Origin of the sequence: Brevundimonas sp. 357 (genome assembly GCF_003938605.1) — a bacterium.
GTDB lineage: Bacteria > Pseudomonadota > Alphaproteobacteria > Caulobacterales > Caulobacteraceae > Brevundimonas.
The window spans coordinates 13,175-38,043 of the sequence record NZ_RHWX01000005.1 but is presented as its reverse complement, the minus strand read 5'-3'; the positions used below and the strand labels follow the sequence as shown (position 1 = coordinate 38,043).

The 24,869-nt window shown below is 67.9% G+C and carries 22 protein-coding genes, 1 tRNA gene and 1 riboswitch; of the genes, 12 read left to right on the top strand and 11 right to left on the bottom strand.

Annotated features, from left to right (window positions below; translation table 11 throughout):
* Positions 1 to 128: 128 nt before the first annotated feature.
* Positions 129 to 1,304 carry a 23S rRNA (adenine(2503)-C(2))-methyltransferase RlmN gene (gene rlmN, locus EGK63_RS05785; protein ID WP_125900354.1) on the bottom strand — a complete coding sequence of 392 codons (1,176 nt, stop codon included), beginning with the start codon at positions 1,302 to 1,304 and terminating at the stop codon, positions 129 to 131.
* Positions 1,305 to 1,422: 118 nt separating this feature from the next.
* Positions 1,423 to 1,588: riboswitch (yybP-ykoY riboswitch) on the top strand.
* Positions 1,589 to 1,600: 12 nt separating this feature from the next.
* On the opposite strand from rlmN, the gene EGK63_RS05780 reads away from it, so the two are divergent.
* From EGK63_RS05780 to EGK63_RS05770, 3 genes are all read left to right on the top strand, one after another.
* Positions 1,601 to 2,191 (top strand): manganese efflux pump MntP family protein, encoded by a 591-nt coding sequence (locus EGK63_RS05780; protein ID WP_125900353.1) that lies wholly within the window; start codon positions 1,601 to 1,603, stop codon positions 2,189 to 2,191.
* A gap of 74 nt (positions 2,192 to 2,265) precedes the next feature.
* The gene (locus EGK63_RS05775; protein ID WP_125900352.1) at positions 2,266 to 2,493 is read left to right on the top strand and encodes a hypothetical protein; all 228 of its coding nucleotides are present in this window, start codon (positions 2,266 to 2,268) and stop codon (positions 2,491 to 2,493) included.
* Between the two features lie 324 nt (positions 2,494 to 2,817).
* On the top strand, positions 2,818 to 3,012 hold the full coding sequence (locus EGK63_RS05770) for a hypothetical protein (RefSeq protein WP_125900351.1): 195 nt from the start codon (positions 2,818 to 2,820) through the stop codon (positions 3,010 to 3,012).
* A gap of 364 nt (positions 3,013 to 3,376) precedes the next feature.
* Here EGK63_RS05770 and EGK63_RS05765 read toward each other — a convergent pair.
* Positions 3,377 to 3,453, bottom strand: a tRNA-Met gene (locus tag EGK63_RS05765).
* A gap of 198 nt (positions 3,454 to 3,651) precedes the next feature.
* On the opposite strand from EGK63_RS05765, the gene EGK63_RS05760 reads away from it, so the two are divergent.
* The 3 genes from EGK63_RS05760 to EGK63_RS05750 all read left to right on the top strand — a co-directional run bounded on the left by EGK63_RS05760 (position 3,652) and on the right by EGK63_RS05750 (position 8,592).
* Positions 3,652 to 4,884, top strand: a complete 1,233-nt coding sequence (locus EGK63_RS05760) for a PQQ-dependent sugar dehydrogenase (protein ID WP_125900485.1) — start codon at positions 3,652 to 3,654, stop codon at positions 4,882 to 4,884.
* A 292-nt stretch (positions 4,885 to 5,176) separates the two neighbouring features.
* Positions 5,177 to 6,382 carry an acetyl-CoA C-acetyltransferase gene (locus EGK63_RS05755; RefSeq protein WP_003166334.1) on the top strand — a complete coding sequence of 402 codons (1,206 nt, stop codon included), beginning with the start codon at positions 5,177 to 5,179 and terminating at the stop codon, positions 6,380 to 6,382.
* Positions 6,383 to 6,399: 17 nt separating this feature from the next.
* Positions 6,400 to 8,592, top strand: a complete 2,193-nt coding sequence (locus tag EGK63_RS05750) for a 3-hydroxyacyl-CoA dehydrogenase NAD-binding domain-containing protein (RefSeq protein ID WP_125900484.1) — start codon at positions 6,400 to 6,402, stop codon at positions 8,590 to 8,592.
* A 146-nt stretch (positions 8,593 to 8,738) separates the two neighbouring features.
* Here the strand turns inward: EGK63_RS05750 and EGK63_RS05745 are convergent, their stop codons facing one another.
* From EGK63_RS05745 to EGK63_RS05735, 3 genes are all read right to left on the bottom strand, one after another.
* On the bottom strand, positions 8,739 to 9,557 hold the full coding sequence (locus EGK63_RS05745; protein ID WP_125900350.1) for a TIGR02186 family protein: 819 nt from the start codon (positions 9,555 to 9,557) through the stop codon (positions 8,739 to 8,741).
* On the bottom strand, positions 9,557 to 10,480 hold the full coding sequence (locus EGK63_RS05740) for a sulfite exporter TauE/SafE family protein (RefSeq protein WP_087138814.1): 924 nt from the start codon (positions 10,478 to 10,480) through the stop codon (positions 9,557 to 9,559). The genes EGK63_RS05745 and EGK63_RS05740 overlap by 1 nt, the downstream gene beginning before the upstream one ends.
* A gap of 119 nt (positions 10,481 to 10,599) precedes the next feature.
* Positions 10,600 to 13,455 carry a hypothetical protein gene (locus tag EGK63_RS05735; RefSeq protein WP_243637592.1) on the bottom strand — a complete coding sequence of 952 codons (2,856 nt, stop codon included), beginning with the start codon at positions 13,453 to 13,455 and terminating at the stop codon, positions 10,600 to 10,602.
* A gap of 244 nt (positions 13,456 to 13,699) precedes the next feature.
* On the opposite strand from EGK63_RS05735, the gene EGK63_RS05730 reads away from it, so the two are divergent.
* Together EGK63_RS05730 and EGK63_RS05725 are read left to right on the top strand one after the other, a co-directional pair.
* Positions 13,700 to 13,918 carry a hypothetical protein gene (locus EGK63_RS05730; protein WP_125900349.1) on the top strand — a complete coding sequence of 73 codons (219 nt, stop codon included), beginning with the start codon at positions 13,700 to 13,702 and terminating at the stop codon, positions 13,916 to 13,918.
* A 64-nt stretch (positions 13,919 to 13,982) separates the two neighbouring features.
* Positions 13,983 to 14,489: a pyridoxamine 5'-phosphate oxidase family protein gene (locus EGK63_RS05725; protein ID WP_125900348.1), complete on the top strand. Its 507-nt coding sequence runs from the start codon at positions 13,983 to 13,985 to the stop codon at positions 14,487 to 14,489.
* A gap of 42 nt (positions 14,490 to 14,531) precedes the next feature.
* On the opposite strand, the gene argF is transcribed toward EGK63_RS05725, so the two are convergent.
* The 4 genes from argF to EGK63_RS05705 all read right to left on the bottom strand — a co-directional run bounded on the left by argF (position 14,532) and on the right by EGK63_RS05705 (position 18,782).
* Positions 14,532 to 15,449 (bottom strand): ornithine carbamoyltransferase, encoded by a 918-nt coding sequence (gene argF, locus EGK63_RS05720; RefSeq protein WP_312220195.1) that lies wholly within the window; start codon positions 15,447 to 15,449, stop codon positions 14,532 to 14,534.
* Positions 15,450 to 15,604: 155 nt separating this feature from the next.
* Positions 15,605 to 16,780, bottom strand: coding sequence for an aspartate aminotransferase family protein (locus EGK63_RS05715; protein ID WP_125900482.1), 1,176 nt, complete (start codon positions 16,778 to 16,780; stop codon positions 15,605 to 15,607).
* Between the two features lie 134 nt (positions 16,781 to 16,914).
* The gene (locus tag EGK63_RS05710) at positions 16,915 to 17,829 is read right to left on the bottom strand and encodes a M20/M25/M40 family metallo-hydrolase (RefSeq protein ID WP_125900346.1); all 915 of its coding nucleotides are present in this window, start codon (positions 17,827 to 17,829) and stop codon (positions 16,915 to 16,917) included.
* Positions 17,830 to 17,942: 113 nt separating this feature from the next.
* A complete protein-coding gene (locus EGK63_RS05705; RefSeq protein ID WP_125900345.1) occupies positions 17,943 to 18,782 on the bottom strand; it encodes an ABC transporter permease in 840 nt (279 codons plus the stop codon).
* A 235-nt stretch (positions 18,783 to 19,017) separates the two neighbouring features.
* Here EGK63_RS05705 and EGK63_RS05700 point away from each other — a divergent pair, with 235 nt between their 5' ends.
* The 3 genes from EGK63_RS05700 (at position 19,018) to EGK63_RS05690 (ending at position 21,834) form a co-directional block, all read left to right on the top strand.
* Positions 19,018 to 19,557, top strand: a complete 540-nt coding sequence (locus EGK63_RS05700; RefSeq protein WP_125900344.1) for a GcrA family cell cycle regulator — start codon at positions 19,018 to 19,020, stop codon at positions 19,555 to 19,557.
* 314 nt (positions 19,558 to 19,871) lie between these two features.
* Positions 19,872 to 20,321 carry a redox-sensitive transcriptional activator SoxR gene (gene soxR / locus EGK63_RS05695; protein ID WP_125900343.1) on the top strand — a complete coding sequence of 150 codons (450 nt, stop codon included), beginning with the start codon at positions 19,872 to 19,874 and terminating at the stop codon, positions 20,319 to 20,321.
* An 85-nt stretch (positions 20,322 to 20,406) separates the two neighbouring features.
* Positions 20,407 to 21,834, top strand: a complete 1,428-nt coding sequence (locus EGK63_RS05690; RefSeq protein ID WP_125900342.1) for an MFS transporter — start codon at positions 20,407 to 20,409, stop codon at positions 21,832 to 21,834.
* On the opposite strand, the gene apaG is transcribed toward EGK63_RS05690, so the two are convergent.
* On the bottom strand, positions 21,831 to 22,238 hold the full coding sequence (gene apaG / locus EGK63_RS05685) for a Co2+/Mg2+ efflux protein ApaG (RefSeq protein ID WP_125900341.1): 408 nt from the start codon (positions 22,236 to 22,238) through the stop codon (positions 21,831 to 21,833). The two genes, EGK63_RS05690 and apaG, sit on opposite strands and share 4 nt — an antisense overlap.
* Positions 22,239 to 22,331: 93 nt before the next feature.
* On the opposite strand from apaG, the gene EGK63_RS05680 reads away from it, so the two are divergent.
* A complete protein-coding gene (locus EGK63_RS05680) occupies positions 22,332 to 23,366 on the top strand; it encodes a 2'-deoxycytidine 5'-triphosphate deaminase (RefSeq protein ID WP_125900340.1) in 1,035 nt (344 codons plus the stop codon).
* A 136-nt stretch (positions 23,367 to 23,502) separates the two neighbouring features.
* Here EGK63_RS05680 and EGK63_RS05675 read toward each other — a convergent pair whose 3' ends face one another.
* A complete protein-coding gene (locus EGK63_RS05675; protein ID WP_125900481.1) occupies positions 23,503 to 24,783 on the bottom strand; it encodes an MFS transporter in 1,281 nt (426 codons plus the stop codon).
* Between the last annotated feature and the right edge of the window lie 86 nt (positions 24,784 to 24,869).

Below are 24,869 nucleotides of genomic sequence, written 5' to 3'. Positions count from 1 at the left end.
GACGAACCCTAGCCTCCCAGCCTGAAGGGGAACGAAACCAAAACACCCTTGCCCGAAAGCTTGGCCCTTCCGCTAGGGCGCCCGCGCCACAGTCGGCGGACAAAGCGTCCAACCGGACGGTCGGCGCCTCAGGCCGCGTCGGCCTCTTCGCGCTCAGCCTTGATCCGCGCGCTGGCCCGCAGCTTTTCGCTCTCGGACTTCAGCTGGCCGCAGGCGGCCAGGATGTCGCGACCGCGCGGGGTGCGGATGGGCGAGGCGTAGCCGGCCTTGTTCAGGATGGCGGCGAAGGTCTCGATCGTCTTCCAGTCCGAGCACTGATAATCGGTGCCGGGCCAGGGGTTGAACGGGATCAGGTTCACCTTGGACGGAATGCCCTCGATCAGTTTGATCAGGGCGCGCGCCTCGGCCGGGCTGTCGTTGACGCCCTTCAGCATGACGTACTCGAACGTCACCCGGCGCGCGTTGGACAGGCCGGGATAGGCGCGGATGGCGGCCATCAACTGGTCCAGCGGATACTTCTTGTTCAGCGGCACCAGTTGATCGCGCAAGGGGTCGTTGGTGGCGTGCAGGCTGATCGCCAGCATGGCCGCCGTGCGCTCGCCCAGGGCGTTCAGTTGCGGCACGACGCCCGAGGTCGACACGGTGATCCGGCGACGCGACAGGGCGATGCCCTCATTGTCCGAGATGATGTCGATGGCGTTGGCGACGTGGTCCAGATTGTAGAGCGGCTCGCCCATGCCCATGAAGACGATGTTGGACAGGCGGCGGTCTTCCTTGGGCGAGGGCCACTCGTCCAGGTCGTCGCGGGCCACCTGGACCTGGGCCACGATCTCGGCCGTGGTCAGGTTGCGGACCAGCTTCTGCGTGCCGGTGTGGCAGAAGGTGCAGTTCAGGGTGCAGCCCACCTGGGACGAAACGCACAGGGCGCCCGCCCGGCCCACGTCGGGGATGTAGACGGTCTCGATCTCGATGCCCGGCGCCGTGCGGATCAGCCATTTGCGGGTGCCGTCCTTGGACACCTGACGCTCGACGATCTCGGGGCGAGCCAGGGTGAAAGCCTCGGCCAGTTTGGCGCGCGTGTCCTTGGCCACATCGCTCATCAGGGCGAAGTCGGTGACGCCGTAGTGGTGGATCCAGCGCCAAACCTGGGAGGCGCGCATCTTGGCCTTTTCCGGCGGGCAGATTCCGGCGTCGATCAGGGCCTGGCGCAGCTCGTCGCGCGTCAGACCGCTGAGGTTGACGGGCGTCTTGACCATACCCTGAACGGGGGCGCTGGCGCGCGAGAGATCGAGCGAAATGCTCAAGGGCGGATGTCCTGCGGCGAAGGATGAAGCGGCGGCGTCTAGCACAGATGGGGCGTCTTGTCGCCTTTGGCCATGCGCGGGTTGATAGACTCGGAACGAGGCGTTAGAGGGGCGGCCGTTGGGGAGTAGCTTCCGGCATATCCCAGCCGGGGTCGCGTCAACACACTTGCTCCTGTCGTCAGGAGCATGGCGCGATCAGCGGATCACCTCCGCCTAGCGAGACCAGCATGCTGCACCTGCGGGGCCGGCCCGTGCGTGGAGCGTGCTGTCATGCGTCCGGCCGAGTGTGTTTTCCCATGATGTCCCCCGTCGCCATCGCCGTCCTGTCCGTCAGCATGTCCGCCGACGCCTTCGCCGCCGCCATCGGGCGCGGCGCCCAGCACCGGCCGACGGTGTCCCAAGCCCTGCGCTCGGGCCTGGTGTTCGGCGTGATCGAGGCCATCACCCCCCTGATCGGCTTCGCCCTGGGCGTGGCGGCCGCCGGCTTCGTCGCGGCGATCGATCACTGGATCGCCTTCGGCCTGCTGGGCGCGGTCGGGGCCAAGATGATCTGGGAGGCGTTGAAGCGCGACGAAGACGCCGTCGAGACGGCTGACGCCGGCGGCAAGGCCGCGTCGCGCGGCCTGCTGGCCCTGGTCGCCACCGCCGTCGGCACCTCGATCGACGCCGGCGCCGTGGGGGTCGGCCTGGCTCTGCTGGACGCCAACATCTGGCTGATCGCCGCCTGCATCGGCTTCACCACCTTCGCCCTGGCGACCCTGGGCCTGCTGGTCGGCAAGGCGGCGGGCGCGCGGCTGGGCAAGATCGTCGAACTGATCGGCGGCGTGGCCCTGATCGCGCTGGGCCTGAAGATCCTGCTGGAGCATCTGGGCGTTCTGGCGGGCTGAACCGCTTGCTCGGCGGAACATTCGGAGAGATCATCGCGCCTCGTCGCTCGTTTCACCTGTCGAAGGAGATTGTCATGCGCGCCCCCCTGTTCGTCGCCGCCGCCATCCTCGCCCCGCTGGCGCTCGCCGCCTGCGCCTCGGGCCGCCCCTTGCCGACCTATCAGCAGGAAATGGACAAGCTGGAAACCGAATGCCGCGACCGCGGCGGCATCCTGTCGCCCACCGGCGGTCAGACAGGTCGCCCTCAGACGGATTATGCCTGCAAGATCACGGGCGTAGCGACTCGAATCCCGCAAGGCTGAGACGTCCTCGCAGGCCAAGAACCTGCCTGGCCAAGAACAGCGACAATCTCCATCTTCCCGGCGCCGCCTGGAGCCGCTCTCCGGCACGGCTAGAACGCCCGCGCTCGACCGAAGTCGTGCGCCTCGCCACGGATATCATCCTGAACGACTCAATACGGCTTCGCCGCCGCAAGGCCCATCGCTGTATGAGCCCTCTTGCGATAGCAGCCCCCAAGCATTGCGGACAGTGACTGTCAGATAGCGTCGAATTGCCACAGCGGCAACGACATCGCCCTGTGTAGAATTTTCACGCTCACACTGGGTGAGCGGTAGAGGGAGGCTACTATGAAGAAGAAACTGATCGCCGGCGCCTGTGCTGCCTTGATGTTCTCGTCTGTCGCGAGCGCCGCTCACGCCAGCTCTCGCTACTCCTCGCGCGGAGAGGCAGGCTATGAACTCGGATGCGCCATCATGTGGATGCTTGGCTATGGAGCCTGCGCCGAACTTCCGAACTACCCTAAGAGATTCAAACAGCTGTAATTAAATTCAAGACTGAATTTCTGGCCCGCCGCCTCTCAGGAGCGGCGGGCCCTCCTATGCTCCGCCCCCGCCGTCGATCAACCGTCAGATTTCGTGAGAGTCTCGTCCATGAGCGGCGCGACGACGAGGAGCAACGGACTTTGCTGTCGCAAGCCGATCTGCGAGCAGAGTCAGTCATTCAGGCTGACGCCGGGCATGGTCTGCGCGATAGCGCCGAAGCGGCGATCAGCCTTCGATCAGTTGATGCGAGTTCAATTTCGACTGAACCGCTGAAGCCGCCAAATTCGGAAGCGACATTTGCTGCCGGCCAAAGACCAACGAAGCTGAAAACGACGTCAGGCTATAACAATGCTTGGAAAATCCGTGGTGGTTGGAGGCGGGATCGAACCGCCGACCTGTGGGTTATGAATCCACCGCTCTAACCATCTGAGCTACCCAACCCCTTACGGAACATCGCGCCGGATCGAGAACGACCCCTGAGCGCGAGAGGGGTGCGTATATCGCCGCCTTCTCTCCGGTTCAAGCCGCTTCGATGCGGATTTCGTGCGGGACTATCGGTCGCGGCGCGTTTCGGCTCGCGCAAAGCGCGGTCTGGCGGCAGACTGCCCCTCAAAGCCACGCCGTTTAGGAGCCGTCATGCTGCGCCCCGCCCTCTTCGCCGCTTCCGTCGCCGCCCTGGCTCTCGCCGCCTGCGGGGCCAATGGACAGGATGAGGCGTCGTCCTCCGCCACCGTCGGCGCGCCGGTCGAGACTCGTCCGCCCAACAACCCGGATCAGAAGCCGGCGCACGAAGGCCAGACCCGCGCGCCGTCGGTCAACACCACGATCGCCATGCAACACGCCGTCGTGGCCGAGGGTCTGGAGCATCCCTGGGGCCTGGCCCTGCTGCCGGACGGCCAGTGGCTGGTGACGGAGAAGCCCGGCCGGATGCGCGTGGTCAGCGCCCAGGGCCGGATCGGCGCGCCGATCGGCGGCCTGCCCGCCGTAGCGGCGCGCGGCCAGGGCGGCCTGCTGGACGTGATCCTGAGCCCGACCTTCGCCCAGGACCAGACGATCTACTGGTCCTACGCCCAGCCGCGAGACGGCGGCAACGGCACGGCCGTGGCCCGCGGCCGTCTGTCGGACGACCTGAGCCGCATCGAGAACGTACAGGTCGTCTTCCAGGTCAAGGACACCTATGACGGGGACAAGCATTTCGGCTCTTCCCTGGTCTTCGGCCCGGACGGCAAGCTGTACATCACCATCGGCGAGCGGTCCGACAGGCCGATGCGGCCGACGGCCCAGAGCCTGGCCTCGCACCACGGCAAGGTCATCCGCATCAACGCCGACGGCTCGGTCCCGTCCGACAACCCCTTCGTCGGCCGCGAGGGCGCCCTGCCCGAGATCTGGTCCTACGGCCACCGCAACCCGCAGGGCATCGCCGTCCAGCCGGAAACCGGCGCGGTCTGGAGCATCGAGCACGGCACCCGCGGCGGCGACGAACTGAACCTGGAGAAGGCGGGCGCCAACTACGGCTGGCCGGGCGCGGCCTACGGCATCGAGTACAGCGGCGACGCCATCCCCGGCGCCACGACGACGCAGGAAGGCACCGTCCAGCCCGTCTACTACTGGGATCCGGTGATCGCGCCGGGCGGCATGGTCTTCTACGACGGCGCCATGTTCTCCGACTGGAAGGGGAACGCCCTGATCGGCGGCCTGGGCGGCAAGCATCTGGTCCGCCTGGTGCTTCAGGACGGCCGCGTGGTCGGCGAAGAGCGTCTGCTGACCGGCCTGGGCGAGCGCATCCGCGATGTGGCGGTCGGGCCTGACGGCGCCGTCTGGGTCGTCACCGACGAGGAGAACGGCAAGCTGGTGCGGCTGGCGCGCCGCTGAGGCTAAGAAGACAGGGCGGGCCGCGCACAACGGCCCGCCCTTTTCATATCCGGCGACCTCACGCGCCTTGTTACTTGACGTTGACGTAAACGTCGGCTTTCTAACGACCTGAGTTTCAATTCCAGACGCGATGATCGGATCCGTCCGCCCACCGCCTCCCAACCAAGACGACAACCGTCCCTCATGCAGCGAGGCGCCGCGCGCCGAGCGATAGGGACACCAGAAAACCGTCCCTCATGCAGTTCGCTGTCGCGCAGCGAACGGTAGGGACACAAAAGAAGAGAGACGCTCCATGGCCGACGCCTACATCTACGACGCCGTGCGCACCCCGCGCGGCAAGGGCAAGAAGGACGGCAGCCTGCACGAGATCACGGCCCTGAGCCTGGCGACCCAGGTTCTGGAGGCTCTGCGCGACCGCAACGGCCTGGACACCGCCAAGGTCGATGACGTGATCCTGGGCGTGGTGTCGCCGGTGGGCGAGCAGGGCTCGGACATCGCCCGCACCGCCGTGTTGTCGGCCGGCTGGGGCCAGGAGACGGCGGGCGTACAGATCAACCGCTTCTGCGCCTCGGGTCTGGAGGCCGTGAACATGGCCGCCGCCAAGGTGAAGTCCGGCGAGGCCGACATGGCCGTCGGCGGCGGCGTCGAGGCCATGAGCCGCGTACCGATGGGTTCCGACGGCGGCGCCTGGCCGACCGACCCCTCGGCGGCCTTTCCGACCTATTTCGTGCCGCAGGGCGTCTCGGCCGACATGATCGCCACCAAATACGGCTTCAGCCGCGACGACGTGGACGCCTATTCGGTCGAAAGCCACAAGCGCGCCGCCCAGTCCTGGGCCGAGCGCCGCTTCGATCGATCGGTGATCGCGGTCAAGAACCAGCTCGGCCTGACCCAGCTGGACCGTGACGAGACCATTCGTCCGAAGACGGACATGCAGACCCTGGGCGGGCTGAACCCCTCGTTCGTCATGATGGGCGGCATGGGCTTCGACGCCGTGATCAACCAGCGCTACCCCGAGGCGGCGGGCGTCAACCACGTCCACACGCCGGGCAATTCGTCCGGCATCGTCGACGGCGCGGCGGGCATCCTGGTCGGCTCCAAGGAGATGGGCGAGGCCCTGGGCCTGAAGCCGCGCGCGAAAATCCTGGGCGGCGCCTCGATCGGCTCCGAACCGTCGATCATGCTGACGGGCCCCGAGCCCGTCACCCGCAAGCTGCTGGGCAAGCTGGGCATGCAGCCGGGCGACATCGACCTGTATGAACTGAACGAGGCCTTTGCGGCCGTGGTGCTGCGCTACATGCAGGCGCTCGACATCCCGCACGACAAGATCAACGTCTGCGGCGGCGCCATCGCCATGGGCCACCCGCTGGGCGCCACCGGCGCCATGATCCTGGGCACGGTGCTGGACGAGCTGGAACGCTCGAACAAGTCGACGGCCCTGGCCACCCTGTGCATCGGCGGCGGCATGGGCACCGCCACCGTCATCGAACGCGTCTGATCCGGGAGCGAATGACTATGGAAAACTTCAAGATCGACATCGACGCCGACGGCATCGCCACGGTCGCCTTCGACGTGCCGGGCCGTTCGATGAACACCCTGACCTCGGCCGTGATCGCCGAGATCCCGGCCCTGGTCGAAAAGATCAAGACCGACGACGCCATCAAGGGCGTGGTCCTGACCTCGGGCAAGACGACCGGCTTCTGCGCCGGGGCGGACCTGGGCGACATGGCGTCGGGCATGCTGGCCGGCGGCGGCGACCTGCAAAAGGCGTTCGACACCGGCTGGGCGCTGAACGGCGCCTTCCGCGCGCTGGAGACCTCGGGCAAGCCGGTCGCGGCGGCCATCAACGGCCTGGCGCTGGGCGGCGGACTGGAGTTCACCCTGGCCTGCCACTATCGCGTCGTCGAGAACGACCCGAAGATCCAGCTGGGCCTGCCCGAGATCAAGGTCGGCCTCTTCCCCGGCGGCGGCGGCACCCAGCGCCTGACGCGCCTGATCGGGGTGCAGACCGCCCTGATGCAGATGGCCGAAGGCAAGTCCTGGCGCCCGAACGACGCCAAGGGCGCCGGCGTCGTCCATGAGGTCGTCGAGAAGGGCCAGTCGGTCGCGGCCGCCAAGGCCTGGATCAAGAACGGCGGCAAGGCCGTCCAGCCGTGGGACGATCCCAAGTTCAAGATCCCCGGCGGCGGCCCCTACCACCCGGCGGGCGCCCAGGTCTTCATCATGGGCAACGCCATTCTACGCAAGCAGTCCTACGGCAACTACCCGGCCGTGCTGAACATGATGAAGGCCGTCTATGAAGGCGTGCAGGTGCCGATCGAGGCCGGCCTGCGCATCGAGACGCGCTACTTCATCAAGACCCTGATGACGCCCCAGGCCCAGGCCATGATCCGCAGCCTGTTCCTGTCCAAGCAGGAACTGGACAAGGGCGCCGTGCGGCCGGCCGGCGTGCCCAAGTCCGATCCCAAGAAAGTCAGCGTCCTGGGCGCCGGCATGATGGGCGCAGGCGTGGCCTATGTGCAGGTCATGGCCGGCATCGAGACCGTGCTGATCGACCAGACCCAGGAAGCCGCCGACAAGGGCAAGGCCCACGTCGAGGAACTGCTGAAGAAGCGCCTGTCGCGCGGTCAGATGACCCAGGAGAAGTTCGACGCCACCCTGGCCCTGGTCACGGCGACGACGGACTATGACCTGATCAAGGGCTCGGACCTGGTCATCGAGGCCGTGTTCGAAAACCGCGAGATCAAGGCGGACGTCACCAAGCGCGCCGAGGCTCAACTGGCGGAAGGCGCCGTGTTCGGCTCCAACACCTCGACCCTGCCGATCTCGGGTCTGGCCGAGGCCAGCGTGCGGCCGGAGGACTTCATCGGCATCCACTTCTTCTCGCCCGTCGACAAGATGATGCTGGTCGAGATCATCATGGGCGAGAAGACCGGCGACGCGGCCCTGGCCAAGGCGCTGGACTATGTCCTGAAGATCAAGAAGACGCCGATCGTCGTCAACGACAGCCGCGGCTTCTACACCTCGCGCTGCTTCTCCACCTTCCTGATGGAAGGCATGGCCATGCTGGAAGAGGGCTATTCGCCCGTGCTGATCGACAACGTCGGCCGCATGACCGGCATGCCGCGCGGCCCGCTGGAGATGCACGACGACGTGGCCCTGGACCTGTCGTACAAGATCGCCAAACAGACCCGCGAGGATCTGGGCGACAAGTACGTCCCGACCGAAGGCGAACAGATCGTCGCCACCATGGTCGAGCAGGGCCGCTACGGCCGCAAGAACGGCAAGGGCTTCTACGACTACGACCAGAAGCCCAAGGTCATCTGGCCGGGCCTGGCCGAACTGGCCCCGACCACCAAGGGCGACGCCTTCGGCGAAAGCCCCGAGGCGCTGGCCGCCATCGACGAGCTGAAGACCCGTCTGCTGTATCGCCAGGCGGTGGAAGTGGCCCGTTGCTGGGAAGAGGGCGTCATCGACGACCCGCGCGAAGGCGACCTGGGCGCCATCCTGGGCTGGGGCTTCGCGCCCTGGACCGGCGGCCCCATCACCTTCATGGACCAGACCGGACTGAAGGCCTTCGTGGCCAAGGCCGACGAACTGGCCGCCAAATACGGCGACCGCTTCAAGGCGCCGCAGCTTCTGCGCGACATGGCCGCCAAGGACGAGACCTTCTACGGCCGCTTCGCGCCGCAGACCAAGGCCGCCTGAGGCTCAGGTACAGGCGAAACGGAAAGGGCGGCCTTCGCGGGCCGCCCTTTTTGTTGGCGCTACGCTCGCAACGCGGTTGCTCGCTGCTTGAGCGCAGCCCCAACCTCCGCTCGCCCCGGCGGACGCCGAGATGAGCGGGTGAGAAGTCACCGACTCCGGAACACCCGCGACGCCGCATAGCCCGTCATCGCCGCCAGGAGCACGCACAGCACGCCGTAGCTCCAAGGGCGGTTGTGGGCGAACTCATAGATGTCGCGCTCCAGCCCCACCTTCTCGACGGTCAGCGTCATGTTGGACACCGACACCGGAGCCCCCTCCTGAAACAGCCAGACCTCGGCGTAGTACTTCCCCGTCGGCGCCACGGCGGGCAGCTTGACCTCGGCGCGGAACAGGCCCCGATCGACGAACTCCACCCCCTTGGGGTCGGTGTCATAGAGGGCCGCCGCCTCCTTCAGCCGGATGACGGCGCGGCGCCAGTCCAGATAGTCCTCGCCCAGGCGGCTGATGACCACGTCGCGCACGCCGTAGCGGGTGACGGTGCGGGCCTCTTCCGGCGCATCGATGCGCAGGTGATCGACGCCCACGCCCAGACGGCGCAACTGGCCGAAGTCGGCGATGTCGCTCAGCGGCCGCGTCGAGGCGGTCATGTAGAAGCCGGGCGCTCCCTCGAACAGCACCGGGCGGCTGTTCAGCCAGACCCCCATGTTGCGCGTCTTCTTGACCAGGCGGACCGGCGCGTCGGGGCCGCGCACCACCACCACCACGTCCGCGGGCGTATCGGTCGGGTTGAACACGGCGCCGTAGAGGACGATCGACGCCCCCTTGAACCCGGAGTCCACATCCACCCGCGCGTCCGTCAGGGCGGCGGCGACCCGCACCTCCTCGGTCGTGGCGGCGGAGCGTTCGATGATGATCTCGGGCGCCGCGACCTGGGGCGGCGGCTCCGACGGCAGAACCTGGAACATCAGTCCGCCACCCCCGGCGCCAGCAGGAACAGGTCGCTGGGCCGCACGAACAGCTCCAGCCCCATCTGGATGCCGACCAACAGCACGATCAGCCCCAGCGCCGCCCGCATTTCTTCAGCGCGGAACCGGCCCGACAGCTTGGCGCCGTACTGGGCCCCCACCACCCCGCCCAGCAGCAGGATGGTCGACAGGACGATGTCCACCGTCTGGTTGCGTCCGGCTTGCAGCACCGTCGTGATGGCCGTGGTGATGATGATCTGGAACAGGCTGGTGCCGACCACCACGCTGGCCTTCATCCGCAGCACATAGAGCATGGCCGGCACCAGGATGAAGCCGCCGCCCACCCCCATGATGGCCGACAGAATCCCTGCAAACACGCCCAGGCCGAACGGCGGAATGGCGCTGATGTAGAGACCCGAACGCGGGAAACGCATCTTGAACGGCAGGCCGTACAGCCACATGGGGCGGCGACGTTCCTTGCGCGGCGGCGTCTCGCCCCGGACGCGGTGCAGGATCTGCGTCAGGCTTTCGTACAGCATCATGCTGCCGATCGAGCCCAGGAACAGCAGATAGGACAGGGCCACCACCAGGTCGGCCTGACCCAGCAGGCGCAGATAGCGGAACAGCTCAACGCCCAGCACGGCGCCCAGCGCCCCGCCGACAGCCATGATGCCGCCGATGCGATAATCGACCGCCTTCATGCCGGAATAGCGGATGACGCCCGAGGTCGAGGAGGCGACGACGTGGCTGGCCTGGCTGGCCACCGCCACCGTCGGCGGAATCCCCAGGAAGACCAGGACCGGCGCCATCAGGAAGCCGCCGCCGATGCCGAACAGACCGGACACGAATCCGACCAGCGCCCCCAGCAGAACCAGGAGCGGCCAGTTCACCGAGACTTCGGCGATCGGCAGGTAAATATCCACGGCACGCGCCTTCGGCTGGAAGGACAGGCAATCGGCGCCGGAAAGGCGACTAGGCTTCCGGTCTTAGCGGCCCCTGCGGCGAACCGCCACCCCCGCGCCGCGCCTGTTTGCGCTGAACGTCAGCCCAGCGGCGGCGCGGTGAAGGCGTCGGCGGCCTCGCGCGCCTTGCGACGCTCCACAGCCGACAGGGCGGGCGTCAGGCGCTGCACCGAGGCCAAGGCCTGCTGGTCGCCGCGACGAGCCGCGATCATGTACCATTTGAAGGCTTCGGACCGATTGGCCGCAACGCCCTCGTCGCCCTGCTCCAGCATCTTGGCGACGTTGTACTGGCTATCGACGCGACCGGCGGCGGCCGCTTTCTTCAGCCAGGCCAGGGCTTCGGGTCCGCTCTTGGCCCCGCCGACGCCGTCGTACAACTGCATGGCGTAATGATGCATGGCCTTGGCCTCGCCGCCCTCGGCCGCGCGACGCGCCCAGGCGCGGGCCTCGACCGGATCGGCGGTCAGGCCCGCCTGACCGTCCTGATACAGCATGGCCAGGCGCAACTGCGCCGGCGCATAGCCCAGGTTGGCCGCACGGGTCAGGGGCTCGACCCCCGCTTCGTCGCCGTTGTCCAGCATCAGGCCGGCGCGGGCGAACAGGGCCGCACCCTCGGTCGCCGCCGCCTCGGGGGAGGGCACGGCGTCGGTCGGGGTCGCGTCCAGGGCCAGAGCCGCAATCGGAGCAGCAGCCTCCGCGGCCGCCCCCGTCTCGCCAGCCACGACGCCCGACAGGGTCACGCCAGGAAAGCGCAGGCTTGCGCCCTCGGCCACCTGCAGGCTGGCGTAGCCGCCGCCGACGACCAGAGCTGCTACGGCCGAAGCGCCCAGCGCCTTGCGCACGGTCGAGCCCTGACGACCCGCTTGCTTGTCCAGGCGCTCCTGCAGCTTGGACTTGCCGCCGCGCTTCTTCAGGCCGAAGCCCGAACGGGCGCCGTCGTCAGCGCTTTCGGGCGTCATGGCGGCGCGAGCCGCGTCCAGAACGTTGCGTGTCGAGGCGCGCTCGTCATCAAGCGTCGCGCGCGGCGCAGGATCTACGAATTCCAGTTCGGCGGCGAAGCCGTCCTCGTCGTCGCCCAGCGTCAGCGGGCGATCGTCCGTCGTCGCAGAGACGGCGTCAGGGCGCTCAAAAACGTCCGCGGCCTGATCCTCGAAAGCCGCCAGAATATCGCTGATGTCCGCGCCGCCAAAGGCCTCGGGCGCGCTGCTTGAGGGCGCAGGCGGGACAGCATCAGATGCAACACGACCGAACGGCGCAGCGCCCTGGCCAGGCTCCAGGAAATCAGCCTCGAAGGGGTCAGCAAAGCCCCCCTCGTCCGGATGTCGGTCCGTATCGCCCGGGAAGGGCGCGGCCTCGACCGCCCCCGCCAGAGGATCCTGCGACCAAGGCTCTACAGGATCGGCGAAGGCCGCTGCGCGCCAGTCGCCGCTCGCGCTCTCGGCCGGGGTCCAGGGCGCGGGCTCGGGACTTTCCAGCGGCGTCTCGCGACGCTCCGCGCGGCCGGCGCGTTGTTCGATGCTGTCGCGCGCGTCAGCCAGCAGACGAGCCGTGCGCTCCTCGCTCTGCCGCATGCGTTCGGCCAGATCGCCCGAGGCGCGGTCATGCCGCTGGTCCAGCTTGTCCGAGCTTTCCGCCAAGCGGCGGCCGATGTCGTCAAGGGCCTGAGCCGAGCGACGCTCGGACTGGGCGATGCGTTCGCTGAGACGGTCCGAGATACGCGTGATCTCGCCGCCCAGCCGCTCCAGCGCCAAGGCGTGCTGATCGTCAGAACGAGTGATGCGTTGATCAACGGCCTCGGCGTGGCGCGCCATATCGCGTTGCAGCTTCTGCTCCAGCGCCCGCCCCATGGCCTCGACCTTGGCGTCGACGCCAGACTCCGATACGCCTGCGCCGCCCGTTTCGATCTTCTCGACCTTCTCGACGCGACCGTTCAGGTTCTGGGCGATCCGCAGGATTTCACGCCCCATGCCCTCGACGGCGGCGGCTGAGCGCTGCTCGGCGGCGCGCGCCTGTTCGCCGATGGCGGCCAGGGCGCGCTCGATGCGGTCGACCCGGCCTTCGGTCTCGGCCGCGTCGAGGCGACGGATCATCTCGGTCCGGCTGGACTCGACCTGGCGCGTCAGGCTCTCGGCCAGTTTCTCGAAGCGCGACGCTTCGCGCGCATGGTCCGGTTCGATGCGGCGCTCGGCGTCGCGCATCCGCAGATCCAGGGCGGCGAACGACCGCTCCAGCCCCTTCAGCGCGTCAGAGGTGCGCGACTGGGCGTCGTCCAGACGCACGCCGACCTGCGACAGCAGGGAGGTTCCGGCGCCCGGCCCGGCCGTCTTCTCGATCGCCTCGATGCGGTCGCGCAGCTCGCTGACGCCCGCGCGCTGGCGCTCGTCCATGTCGTAAAGGCGCGTGGAGACGGCGGTCAGCGCCGCGTCCAGCTTATCCAGCCCTTCGCGCGCCTCGGTCCCGGCGTCCTGCTCCAGACGGCGCAGGCGGCGATGGCCCTCGCGCAGTTCTTCGGCGATGTCATCGATGCGGCGGGCCTTGGCGGTCTCAGCCTCATCCTGTTTCTCGAGGCGGCGCACCAGACCGGCAACCGCCTGGTCGATGCCCTGAATGGCCAAGGTCGAGCGACGCTCGGCCGCCTCCAGACGCTCGGCGATAACTTCCAGCGAGGCGCCCATGCGACCGATGCCCGGCTGCTGATACGCGTCCTCGCCATAGACGTCGTCCAGGCGGCGCGAACGGCTGCGGCGGTCATAGGGATCAGGAATGGGCGAGCGGCGCGGCAGGGTGGCGACGCCGTCGTCCTCGTCCGGCTCGTCCATGATCATGGAGTTCAGCCACTCGCCCAGGGTCATGCCCGAACGTCGCGCCAGATCCTTAGCGATCTCGCGCGCCTTGGGATCGATGCCCTTCACGCTCCACGGCGCCGCTGCGGTCACTGATTCGCCTCCCGACCCATGACGCGAACGGTATCCTTCCAGATAAAGCGTGTAAACGTGTCGTTAACCGCTAGATGTGGCGCCTCGTCGCGAGTCGCCGACGGCAGCCGACAGGCCGCTGATGCGCCCGACATGGTTAATGCCGCGTTTAGATTAACCGCGCATCAAGAAATACGGTCACGCTGGGGATTACGCGGCCGACGGCGCTTGCATCGCGGCCTTGGGCGCCCCAACTGCCGCCGTCATGGACGCCACGCTCACCCTGATCCTGCTGCTCGCCTCGATCGCCATCGCCGTCTTCGCCGGATGGCGCGGGTCGCGCCCGACGGACATCATGCGCGGCCCGCGCATGATGCCGTGGCGTTTCATCATGCTGCTGGCGGCCGCCTTGGTCTTCTTCCTGCTGATCCACCTGATGGCGGAGCTGAGCGGGCGGCCTCTGCCGTCCGCGGCGCCGTTCTAGGCGGGAACGCTCCGGCGCCGGGTCGGTTGTCCTGCCTCCCCGAACGACGAGACAGGAGACGATCTTGACCGACAAGCAACTGACGCCCGCCGAGGCCGAAGAGGCCTTCTGGAAAAGCCTGAAGTCCAGCAACACCGGGATGCTGGGACTGGATCGCCCCGGCTATCACAGCCAGCCGATGACCGCCTTTCGCGAGGCCGAGACCGGAACCATCTGGTTCTTCACCCGCGACGACACAGACCTGGCGCGCGACGCGGCGACGCCGGGACAGACGGCCATGTTCAGCTATGGCTCCAAGGACCAGAAGGTTTGGGCCTGCATCCACGGCGCCCTGTCGGTGCATGGTCACGACCGGGCCGTCATCGAACGCTACTGGAACCCGGTGCTGTCGGCCTGGTATCCGGACGGGAAGGACGATCCCCGCCTGACTCTGTTGCGCTTCGACGGCGACGACGGCCGGGTCTGGGTCAGCGACGGCGGCCTGATGAAGTTCGCCTTCGAGATCGCCCGCGCCAACCTGACCGGCAAGGAGCCGGACGCGGGCGACGTGGTCGACGTCAACCTGCGCTAGGCCTAATTCGCCCTCAAGCAGCGCGAAGCGCGTTAGGGCGACCTAGAAAGCTCCGAAACACCAGGCCAGGACCGCCTTCTGGGCGTGCAGGCGGTTCTCGGCCTCGTCCCAGATCAGCGACTGCGGACCGTCGATGACGGCGTCGGTCACCTCTTCGCCGCGGTGGGCGGGCAGGCAGTGCAGGAAGACGGCGTCGTCGGCCGCCTCGGCCATCAGGGCCTCGTCGACGCCGTAGGGCTCGAAGGCCGCCAGGCGGGCCTCATAGTCCTGATCGCCCATCGACACCCAGGTGTCGGTGACGACGACGTCGGCGCCCTTGACCGCCTCGCGCGGGTCGCTGGTCAGGTGGACGTGAGCGCCGCCCTTCTCCAGGTCGCGCAGGTCGGGGTGGTATTCCGCCGGGCAGGCGACGTGCAGGTGGAAGCCGAACTTGGGCGCGGCGTGCATGAAACTGTGGCAGACGTTGTTGCCGTCGCCGATCCAGGCGATCGTCTTGCCCTCGATCGGGCCGCGATGCTCCTCGATCGTCATCAGGTCGGCCAGGATCTGGCACGGGTGGCTGCGGTCGGTCAGGCCGTTGACGACCGGCACGGTCGAGACGCGGGCGAAGCGCTCGACGTCTTCATGATCGTTGGCGCGGATCATCACGGCGTCGACCATGCGCGACAGGACGCGAGCCGTGTCCTCGACCGGCTCGCCCCGGCCCAGCTGCATGTCCGAGGCGGTGGCGATGATGGAGTCGCCGCCCAGCTGGCGGATGGCCGCGTCGAAGCTGAAGCGGGTGCGCGTCGAGTTCTTCTCGAAGATCATGGCCAGGACGCGGTCCTTGCCCGGCGCATCGGCGTCGGCGCGGCCCTGGGGCCAGCCTTTTCGGGCGCGTTTTCGGGCATGGGCGTCGTCCAGAATGGCGCGCAGGTCAGCTGCGTCCAGGCGGTGGATGTCGAGGAAGTGACGAACCATGACCAAGCCTTCTCCCTCCCCTTCATGGGGAGGGTGGTCCCGCAGGGACCGGGTGGGGGCGGCCCTGCGAAAGTCTGGAGGTAGAAGAAAGCGTCCCCACCCGGCCTCGCCTCGCGGCTCGGCCCCCTCCCCATGAAGAGGAGGGAGAAACAGCGTCAGCCCGCGACCTTGGCGCGGGCGAACTCGCAGGCCTTCTCGAACTTCTCGATGGCCTCGCGGGCCTCGTCGAGGGTGATGTTCAGCGGCGGCAGGACGCGGACCAGGTTGTCGCCGCCGCCGGCGACCAGCAGCCTGGCCTCGTCACGGGCCCAGCCCATGAACTCGCGGTTGTTCGGAACCAGCTTGACGCCCAGCAGCAGACCCTTGCCGCGCACCTCGACGATCACGTCGGGGAAGCGTTCGGCCAGGCCGTGCAGTTGCTGGGTCAGGTAGCCGGCGACCTCATTGACGTTGTCCAGAATGGCGTCCGACGACACTTCGTCGAAGGCGGCCTGACCGACGGCCATGGCCAGCGGGTTGCCGCCGAAGGTCGAGCCGTGCACGCCGACCGTCATGCCCTTGGCCGCCTCGGCGGTGGCCAGGCAGGCGCCGATGGGGAAGCCGCCGCCCAGAGCCTTGGCGACAGCCATGATGTCCGGCGTCATGTCGGCCCATTCGTGGGCCCACAGCTTGCCGGTCCGGCCCATGCCGCACTGGACTTCGTCGAAGATGATCAAGACGCCGTACTTGTCGGCCATCTCGCGCATCCAGCGCAGATCGGCGTCCGGCGTGGCGCGGCAGCCGCCCTCGCCCTGCACCGGCTCCAGAATGATGGCGGCCGTGTTCGGGTTCTCGAAGGCGGCGGTCAGGGCGGCCTTGTCGCCCCACTTCAACTGATGGAAGCCTTCCATCTTGGGCCCGAAGCCCTCGGTGTAGCTGGGGTTGGCGGCGGCGTTGATGGCGCCGTAGGTGCGGCCGTGGAACGAGCCGTCGAAGCCGTAGATGTCGATACGCTCAGGCTGGCCGTTGGCGACGTGGAATTTACGCGCCGTCTTCAAGGCGCACTCGATCGCCTCGGTGCCCGAGTTCGTGAAGAAGACGACGTCGGCGAACGACTTCTCGCACAGGGAATCGGCCAGGGCGTCCTGCCCCGGAATCTTGAAGATGTTGGATACGTGCCACAGCTTCTCGGCCTGATCCTTGACCGCCTGCACCAGCTTGGGATGGGCGTGGCCCAGCGCATTGGTCGAGATGCCCGAGACGCAGTCCAGATACTCGGTCCCGTCAGTGGACCAGAGGCGGACGCCCTGGCCGCGCTCCACTTCCAGCGGCGCGCGATTGTAGACACCCATCAGATGACCGGACACTTGGCAGACTCCATAAAGCGAGACGGTCCCGGCGCGTCTGCGACGGGACCGCTTTGGAAAAGGGCGACGAACTTGTCGGGCGCTATTCCGGCTTAGTCAACACCGCGAGGGGCGCGAATTCAGCGCAGTTGCGCATCCAGCTTCTGGATCAGGGCCGCATAGGTCCGACCGGCCAGATCGATGGTGTGGCCTTCGACCGCCGCGATGACGTCGTCCTTGGAGTGAATGACGCGGAAGACCTGGGGGACGAAGCCCTCGGCCAGGCCGTTGGTCTGGCCGCCGTTGAAGGCCAGCCACATCTGGTGGGCGCCGACCTCGTCCTGAAAACCGAGAGAGACCACCGGCGCGCCCGCCGCCGAAAAGGCCCGGTCGTCGGACGGCGGATATTCGGGGAAGCCGACGCACTGCTGGGCGCGCTCGGCGCACAGCTCCTGCACCGCGCGGGTGACGAAGGCCGACTGCGCCCCGTTGTTCTGGCCGTACATCATGGTGTCGCCATAGGCGGCGACGTCCGAGTTCACCACGGCCGCGACATTGGCGATCCCATGCGCCTCGATCCACTTCCTGGCGCCGATCAGGCCCAGCTCCTCCTGGTCGAAGAAGATGATGCGGATACGGTGCGACAGCGACGCTTCGCGCAGGATCTTGGCCGCCTCGATCAGGGCGACCACCGAACCGGCGTTGTCGACCAGGCCGTCGGCCATCGTTCCGTCGCGCAGCTTCACCGCGTCATAGTGGGCGGTCAGCAGGATCTCCTTCTCGCCCTCGCCGATGACGACGACGACGTTTGAGCCCTGCATCGGACCGGCGCGGCCGCCGCCTTCGAAGGTCTCGACCGTCGGCGCGAAGCCCTCGGCCCGCAACTGGCCCAGCAGCACCTCCAGGCGCTCGGCGTTGGACGGCTTGGCGTAGGCGCCGACCTGTTCACGCAGATCGGCGGCGCGATCCTGGGCGAAAGACGGTGCGGCCGTCAGGCAGGCGGCGACCAGGCAGGCGCCGCTGACAGCGGCTTTCAGGCGAAGATGAAACGACATGGCGAGGCCCCTTTCGCGAGGCCCCTCGCCTCGCGCTCGACGTCTTGCTTAAAGCGAAACCGGTTCAGATGCGACCGCATCTGAACTCAGATCTTCGCTCACGATCAAAGCCGTCAGCTCTTCAGCCGCCAGCCCGAACGGAATACCAGCCAGCAGGCCGCGCCCATGACCACGGTCAAGACGGCGCTCATGACCACCCCGACCATCAGGCTGCCCTCGGCATGACCGATGAAGCCCGCCCGGAAGCCGTCGATCAGATAGAAGAAGGGATTGAACCTGCTGATGCCGGCGAAGGGCTCAGGCAGGCTGTCGATCAGGTAGAAGGTGCCCGACAGGAAGGTCATCGGCATGACCACGAAGTTCTGCACCGCCGACAGATGGTCGAACTTCTCAGACCACAGCCCGGCCAGCACCCCGACCATGCCCATCAGCAAGGAGGCGATCAGGCCGAACCATACGATCAGGGCGATGTTGGCCAGGCCCAGCCTCGCGAAGGGCATGACGCAGATCGCCGTCACCAGACCCACCGCCACCCCGCGCGTCGCCGCGCCCAGGGTGAAGCCGACCGTCAGCTCCAGCGGGCTGAGCGGCGGCGTCAGGAAGTCGGTGGCCGTGCCCATGATCTTGGCCTGGATCAGGCTGGACGAGGCGTTGGCGAAGGCGTTCTGCAGGATGGCCATCATGATCAGGCCCGGCGCGACGAACTCGGCGAAAGGCGTGCCGTGCAGCGGCGGCCGCGCCCCCTTCAGCGCTACCACGAAGACCATCATGTAGAGCAGGGTCGTCACCACCGGCGCCGCCACCGTCTGAGCGCCCACCTTCCAGAAGCGGCGGACCTCCTTCAAGTAGAGGGTGCGCAGCCCCACCCAGTTGATCCCGTCATAGCGACGGGGTTGCGGGAGGCCGTGAGGCGTGGCGGAAGAGGCGTCGGAACCGGCGGTCAGGTGCGTCATGCCGCCTCAGATGCGACAGCCAGGCCGGTTTCGCAAGGCGCAGCCCCTGTGGATGACACCCAGGAAGTTGAGTCAAATCGGGACATTAACCATACTAGATGTAGTTTCTGTGGACAGGTGAATTCCCACATATTGCGTGTTTTAAGGGGTGATTTACGATTAGAGGCGTGATGAGGGGCCGAAATTCGGACTCCGGCACAAGATATTGAATCCGACTTCTCCGCAGGAGGGCGACATGAACCCAGGCTGGACCGAAGACCGCGTCGGCGCGCTCAAGAAGCTGTGGCTGGAAGGCCAGTCAGCGAGCCAGATCGCCAAGGCCCTTGGCGGCGGCGTGACCCGCAACGCCGTGATCGGCAAGGTGCACCGCCTGGGCCTGTCAGGCCGGGCTGCTCCGTCGCAACCCGCGCGCACCACCTTCCGCCCGGCCCGTCCGCGCGCCGCCGCCCCGGCTGCGCCGGTGCAGGCCCCGTCGGCCCCGCGCCGCATCGAGGCCGCGGCCCCGCGCCCGGTCGCCATCGCCGCCGCGTCCCAGGCTCCGACGCCCGCGCCGGAACTGGCCGGCACCGCCACGGTGCTGACGCTGGGCGCGCACATGTGCAAATGGCCGATCGGCGACCCTTCGACCAGCGAGTTCAGCTTCTGCGGCCGCCGCGCCTCGGAAGGCGTCTATTGCGTTGAACACGCCCGCGTCGCCTACCAGCCCCAGGTCCGCAAGAGCGCCGGCAAGGACGCCTCGTCCGACCTGGCCCGCAGCCTGCGCCGGTATATTTAAGTCCGCTATCGCTCGCGACGCGGTCGCTCTCTGCTTGAGCAGGACAGCCGCCGCGTCGTCGGCTTTCGGCCTCACCGCCGACACGAACGCCTCTTACAGGGGCCGCCGTCCGTCCCGCCGCTTGCCGGCGGACTCGGGGGCGGGACTGCGGTTCATCCGGGTTGACGCAGTCCCATCCCCTCGCCTTTGGCGAGGGTTTTTTTGTTTGGCCCTACCGCGCTTCGCGCTGCTTGAGGGCGGAGTAGGCCGCACAGCCGACAGCTTGCATCACGCCGTCAGCTTCACCATACCTCAGCCATGCTCGAGGTTTGCTCATGTCCGCGCTGAAGTCGGCTCTGTCGGTCGGTGAAGTGGCGCGGCGCAGCGGCGTAGCCGTCTCCACTATCCATTTTTATGACGCCGAGGGCTTGATCGAAGGCTGGCGCACCGAGGGCAACCAGCGTCGCTATCCGCGCGCCGTCCTGCGCCGCATCGCCATCATCCGCATCGCCCAGCGCGCGGGCATCCCTCTGGCGACGGTGCGCGAGGCCCTGACCGACCTGCCGCACGACCACACCCCCAACGCCGCCGACTGGCGCCGCTTCTCCGAGGCCTGGCGCGCCATGCTGCAGGAGCGGATCACCGCCCTGACCCAGCTGAGGGATCAGATCACCAGCTGCATCGGCTGCGGCTGCCTGTCGCTGGACGAATGCCCGCTTCGCAACCCCGACGACGTGCTGAGTCTGGAGGGGCCGGGGCCGCGACATCTGATCCCGCCGGTCTGACCGAAGCGCGCTTGACCTCAAGTCTACTTGAGGTTCTAGAAGCTCATCGGCTTGCGGCAGCCCCGCCGCCTCCTTGAGAGCCGAAATGACCGACATACCCAACGACGCCCCGCCGGGCTGGAGTACGCTTCTGAGCGGGCGCAACGGCGCCTACGCTCTGGTCCTCGCGGGCGGCGTCGTCCTGCATTCCGTCAACATCTACATCGCCACCACCGTCATGCCCTCGGCGGTGCAGGATATCGGCGGGCTGGACTTCTACGCCTGGACCACGACCCTGTTCGTCCTGGCCTCCATTCTGGCGGCCGCCCTGACCGCCCCCTTTCTACGCGCGACAGGCCCCCGCGCGGCTTATGCGGCGGCGGCTCTGATCTTCGCGAGCGGCTCGCTGATCTGCGCGCTGGCGCCCTCCATGCCCGTGATGCTGGGCGGCCGCTTCATTCAGGGGTTCGGCGGCGGCCTGCTGTACGCCCTGGCCTATGCCGTGACCCGCATCGTCTTCCCCGATGCTCTGTGGGGCCGGGTCATCGGCGTCATTTCGGCCATGTTCGGCGTCGCCACCCTGATCGGCCCGGCGGTCGGCGGTCTGTTCGCCGAGATGGGCGCCTGGCGGCTGGCCTTCGGCTCGCTGGTCCCGGTGGCGGCGCTTTTCATCCTGCTGGCCCTGACCACCCTTCCGGGCCGCGATGGAGCGCGAGACAGCGGCGGCCGCCTGCCCCTGCTCCAGTTGGTCCTGCTGTCCGGCGCCGTCCTCAGTGTCTCGGCTGGAAGCCTGTCGCCGCTGCTGGCGTGGAATCTGGCCGGATTGGGCGCGGCGGTCGCCCTGGTCGTCCTGATCGCCGTCGCCGACGGACGTTCGCAGGCGCGCCTTCTGCCGCGCCGCTCGTTCAGCCTGAAGACGCCGCTGGGCGCGCTCTATCTGACCATCGCCCTGTTGATGGCGGGAATGCAGGCCGAGATCTTCGTGCCCTATCTGCTTCAGACCCTGCACGCCCAGTCTCCGCTGTGGGCGGGGTATCTGGCCGCCCTGATGGCCTTCGGCTGGACCTTCGCCACCCTGGTCAGCAGTCGTTGGCAGGGCGGATCGGGCACGCGCCTGCTGTTCGCCGGTCCTCTGTTGATGCTGGGCGGGCTGATCCTGATGTCGGTCTTCCTGCCGATTGAAACGGCTGGAGGCGCAGGCGTGCTGGCGGGCGTGTGTCTGGGCCTGTTTCTGGTCGGTTTCGGCATCGGCCTGGTCTGGCCTGCGCTGGTGACCCGCGTGTTCCAGAACGCCCCTGATGACGAGCGCGACCTGACCAGCGGCGCCATGACCACGGTCCAGCTGTTCGCCATCGCCATGGGCGCGGCGGGCGCAGGCATGATCGCCAACGTCGCTGGGATCGCGACGCCCGGCGGGGTAGAGGGCGCAGCCTCGGCCGCCTTCTGGTTGTCCTCCCTGTTCGCGGCGGCGCCGATCCTGGTGCTGTTGCTGACGCCCCAGCTGTTGCGGTTGACGGCGGCGCCGCGCGGCTAGTTCAGCACCCGGCGGGCGTCCGGCACGTCCAGGCTGAAGGCCGGGATGGCGGCTTCGAACATGCGGCCTTCGGCGTCCTGCATGAAATAGGCGCCGACCATCGAGCCGGACGGCGTCGTCAGCGGGCAGCCCGAGGCGTAGGCGTAGCTGTCGCCCGCCTCGATCACCGGCTGTTCGCCGACCACGCCGGGACCGCGCACCTCTTCGACCCGGCCCATGGCGTCGGTGATGGTCCAGCGCCGGGCCACCAGTTGCACCGGGCCGCCGCTCAGATTGACGATCTCGACCTGATAGGCCCAGACCCAGCGCCCCTCGGCCGGGTCCGACTGGCCCGCCAGATAGGAGGGGCGGACGCGAACGACGACGCCTTCGGTCTCGGCGGAGTAGGCAGGAGCGGAGTGCATGCGCTATATGCAGCCCGCCGTACGCGGGGTTCAAGCGTCTGTCGTCGCCGACAAGCTACACAGACGAGAAAATCCGTGTGAGAACAGGACGGCATGACCAGCTTTCAGATTCCCGCCCGCTCCGGCATCCTTCCCTTCCAGGGCATTGAGACCCTGATCGCGATCGGCGCCATCGCCTCCGACACCCCGTTCGACGTCGATCAGGTCCAACCCGCCAGCCTGGACCTGCGCCTATCGGACCAGGCCTGGCGCGTGCGCGCCTCCTTCCTGCCCGGTCAGCGCAAGGTCGAGGCGCGCATCGCCGACGTCGCCATGCACGCCATCGACCTGTCGGGCGGCTATGTCATGGAGAAGGGCTGCGTCTACATCGCCCGCCTGCAGGAGCGCCTTCACCTGCCCAAGGGGCTGAACGCCCGCGCCAATCCGAAGAGCTCAACCGGCCGCGTGGACGTCTTCGTGCGCCTGCTGACCGATCAGGGCGGCAGCTTCGACGACGTGGACGAGGGCTATGACGGCCCCCTCTATCTCGAGATCGCGCCCCAGACCTTCTCCATCCTGGTCAAGCCGGGCACCCGGCTGAACCAGCTGCGCCTCAAGGCGGGCGAGCCGCCCAAGCTGGAGACCCGCAGCGTCGGCGTCGATCTGCGCGCAGGCGACAACGGCGTGGTCGGCTATCGCGGCCGCCGCCACGCGGGCGTGGTCAACATGGACCACATCGACGGCCACGACCCGCGCGACTTCTGGGAGCCGCTGACCCTGCGTCGGGGCGAACTGCTGCTGGATCCGGGCGAGTTCTACATCCTGGCCTCGTCGGACGATGTGGAGATTCCGGTCGATCAGGCCGCCGAGATGACTCCGATCGACCCCTCGGTCGGCGAGTTCCGCGTCCACTACGCCGGCTTCTTCGACCCCGGCTTCGGCACGGACGAGGCGCACGGCGCGGGCTCCAAGGGCGTGTTGGAGGTCCGCACCCACGACACTCCCTTCCTGCTGGAGCACGGCCAGATCGTCGCCCGACTGGTCTATGAGCCGCTGACGGAACGCCCGTCGCGTCTCTACGGCGAGGGCGGCAGCCACTACCAGAGCCAGGGGCTCAAGCTGTCGAAACACTTCCGCCCCTGGGGCTAGGTTTTCCTTCTCCCCTTGAGGGAGAAGGTGGGCGCCGAAGGCGCTCGGATGAGGGGTGTGAGCGCCGCAGTCAGCCGATCGCGGCGCTTTTCTTTCATCAGGGTCGTGCGCTAACGCCTGCGGCGGCTTGAGCGCATCAGGTCAGCCTGTTCGCCTTCCTCAGGCTGGGGAAGGTCTTGGCCCAGACGCCCGTCGCGGCCAGGGCGCCGAAGCCGCCAAACACCGCCGCGCCGATCGGCCCCAGAAGGCGCACCATGACGCCGGAATAGGCCTCGCCCAGCTCGTTCGAGGCGCCGATGAACAGCATGGACACCGACGACACCCGCCCGCGCATGTGATCGGGCGTGGCCAGTTGGATCAGGGTCTGGCGGATGTTGACGCTGATCATGTCCGCCGCTCCGCCCAGGAACAGCACCGCGCCCGACAGCCAGACGCTCTTGGACAGGCCGAAGATCAGGGTGCAGACGCCGAACACCGCCACCGCGCCGAACATCCAGCGCCCGCCGTGGCGCACGATGGGAAAACGGCTGAGATACAGGGCCATGATCAGCGCCCCCACCCCAAACGAGGCCCGCAGCAGGCCGAAGCCGATCGCTCCCACATGCAGGATGTCGCGCGCGAAGATCGGCGTCAGCAGGGCCACCCCGGCCAGCAACACCACGACCAGATCCAGCGAGATGGCGCCCAGGACGATCTTGGTCTTCCACACATAGGCCAGGCCTTCCTTGACCTGCTGCACCGGGCCCAGCTTGGACGGGTCGACCTGCGGCTTGCCCTTGGTGCGGATCAGCACGAAGCAGGCGATCGCCACCAGGAACAGCGCCACGGCCGATGCGTAGGCCAACGGCACGTTGAAGCCGACGATGACCCCGCCCAGGGCCGGACCGGCGATGGCCCCGGTCTGGAAGGCGATGGACTGGGCGGCGATGGCGGGCGGCAGGGCCTTGCGCCCCACCACCATCGGCAGGAAGGCCTGGCTGGCCGGGGCCAGGAAGGCGCGCGCCGCGCCGAAGACGGCGGCCACCGCCAGCAGGCCCCACAACGGCGGCGAGCCGTGCAGCGCCATCAGCAGAAAAGCGCCTGCGCACATCCCCTCGACGATGATCGACAGGGTGACGGTGTGCTTGCGGTCACGTCGGTCGGCCATGGCCCCGGCGGGCAGGGTGAAGGCCAGCAGCGGCAGGAACTGGCACAGCCCGACCAGGCCCAGATAGAGGCTGGCCTGCTCGATCGGATGATCGCGCCGGGCGATCTCATAGACCTGCCACAGCAGGGCCGAGGACTGGATCTGGATGCCCAGGACCGCCACCATCCGCCCCAGCCACAGCAGGCGGAAATCGTGAATGCCCCACGGGCTGGACGGACCGTCGTCAGGCGGCGAACCGGGCGGCGGTCCGGGCGGCGGTCCGGGCGGCAGCGGCGGCTGGGGCGGAACGGTCGGGGCGGAATCGATGCTTTCGGTCGTCACGGTCGTGGTGCGTCTTCAAACAAGGGGCGCTGTCG

Excerpts from the sequence above, each read along its gene's own strand:
- EGK63_RS05690 (WP_125900342.1), top strand. The coding sequence starts at position 20,407 with ATGACCGACATACCCAACGACGCCCCGCCGGGCTGGAGTACGCTTCTG.
- apaG (WP_125900341.1), bottom strand. The coding sequence starts at position 22,238 with ATGCACTCCGCTCCTGCCTACTCCGCCGAGACCGAAGGCGTCGTCGTT.
- argF (WP_312220195.1), bottom strand. The coding sequence starts at position 15,449 with ATGGTTCGTCACTTCCTCGACATCCACCGCCTGGACGCAGCTGACCTG.
- EGK63_RS05770 (WP_125900351.1), top strand. The coding sequence starts at position 2,818 with ATGAAGAAGAAACTGATCGCCGGCGCCTGTGCTGCCTTGATGTTCTCG.
- EGK63_RS05745 (WP_125900350.1), bottom strand. The coding sequence starts at position 9,557 with ATGTTCCAGGTTCTGCCGTCGGAGCCGCCGCCCCAGGTCGCGGCGCCC.
- soxR (WP_125900343.1), top strand. The coding sequence starts at position 19,872 with ATGTCCGCGCTGAAGTCGGCTCTGTCGGTCGGTGAAGTGGCGCGGCGC.
- EGK63_RS05715 (WP_125900482.1), bottom strand. The coding sequence starts at position 16,780 with ATGGGTGTCTACAATCGCGCGCCGCTGGAAGTGGAGCGCGGCCAGGGC.
- EGK63_RS05775 (WP_125900352.1), top strand. The coding sequence starts at position 2,266 with ATGCGCGCCCCCCTGTTCGTCGCCGCCGCCATCCTCGCCCCGCTGGCG.
- EGK63_RS05730 (WP_125900349.1), top strand. The coding sequence starts at position 13,700 with ATGGACGCCACGCTCACCCTGATCCTGCTGCTCGCCTCGATCGCCATC.
- EGK63_RS05780 (WP_125900353.1), top strand. The coding sequence starts at position 1,601 with ATGATGTCCCCCGTCGCCATCGCCGTCCTGTCCGTCAGCATGTCCGCC.
- EGK63_RS05750 (WP_125900484.1), top strand. The coding sequence starts at position 6,400 with ATGGAAAACTTCAAGATCGACATCGACGCCGACGGCATCGCCACGGTC.
- EGK63_RS05710 (WP_125900346.1), bottom strand. The coding sequence starts at position 17,829 with ATGTCGTTTCATCTTCGCCTGAAAGCCGCTGTCAGCGGCGCCTGCCTG.
- EGK63_RS05680 (WP_125900340.1), top strand. The coding sequence starts at position 22,332 with ATGACCAGCTTTCAGATTCCCGCCCGCTCCGGCATCCTTCCCTTCCAG.
- EGK63_RS05700 (WP_125900344.1), top strand. The coding sequence starts at position 19,018 with ATGAACCCAGGCTGGACCGAAGACCGCGTCGGCGCGCTCAAGAAGCTG.
- EGK63_RS05705 (WP_125900345.1), bottom strand. The coding sequence starts at position 18,782 with ATGACGCACCTGACCGCCGGTTCCGACGCCTCTTCCGCCACGCCTCAC.
- EGK63_RS05755 (WP_003166334.1), top strand. The coding sequence starts at position 5,177 with ATGGCCGACGCCTACATCTACGACGCCGTGCGCACCCCGCGCGGCAAG.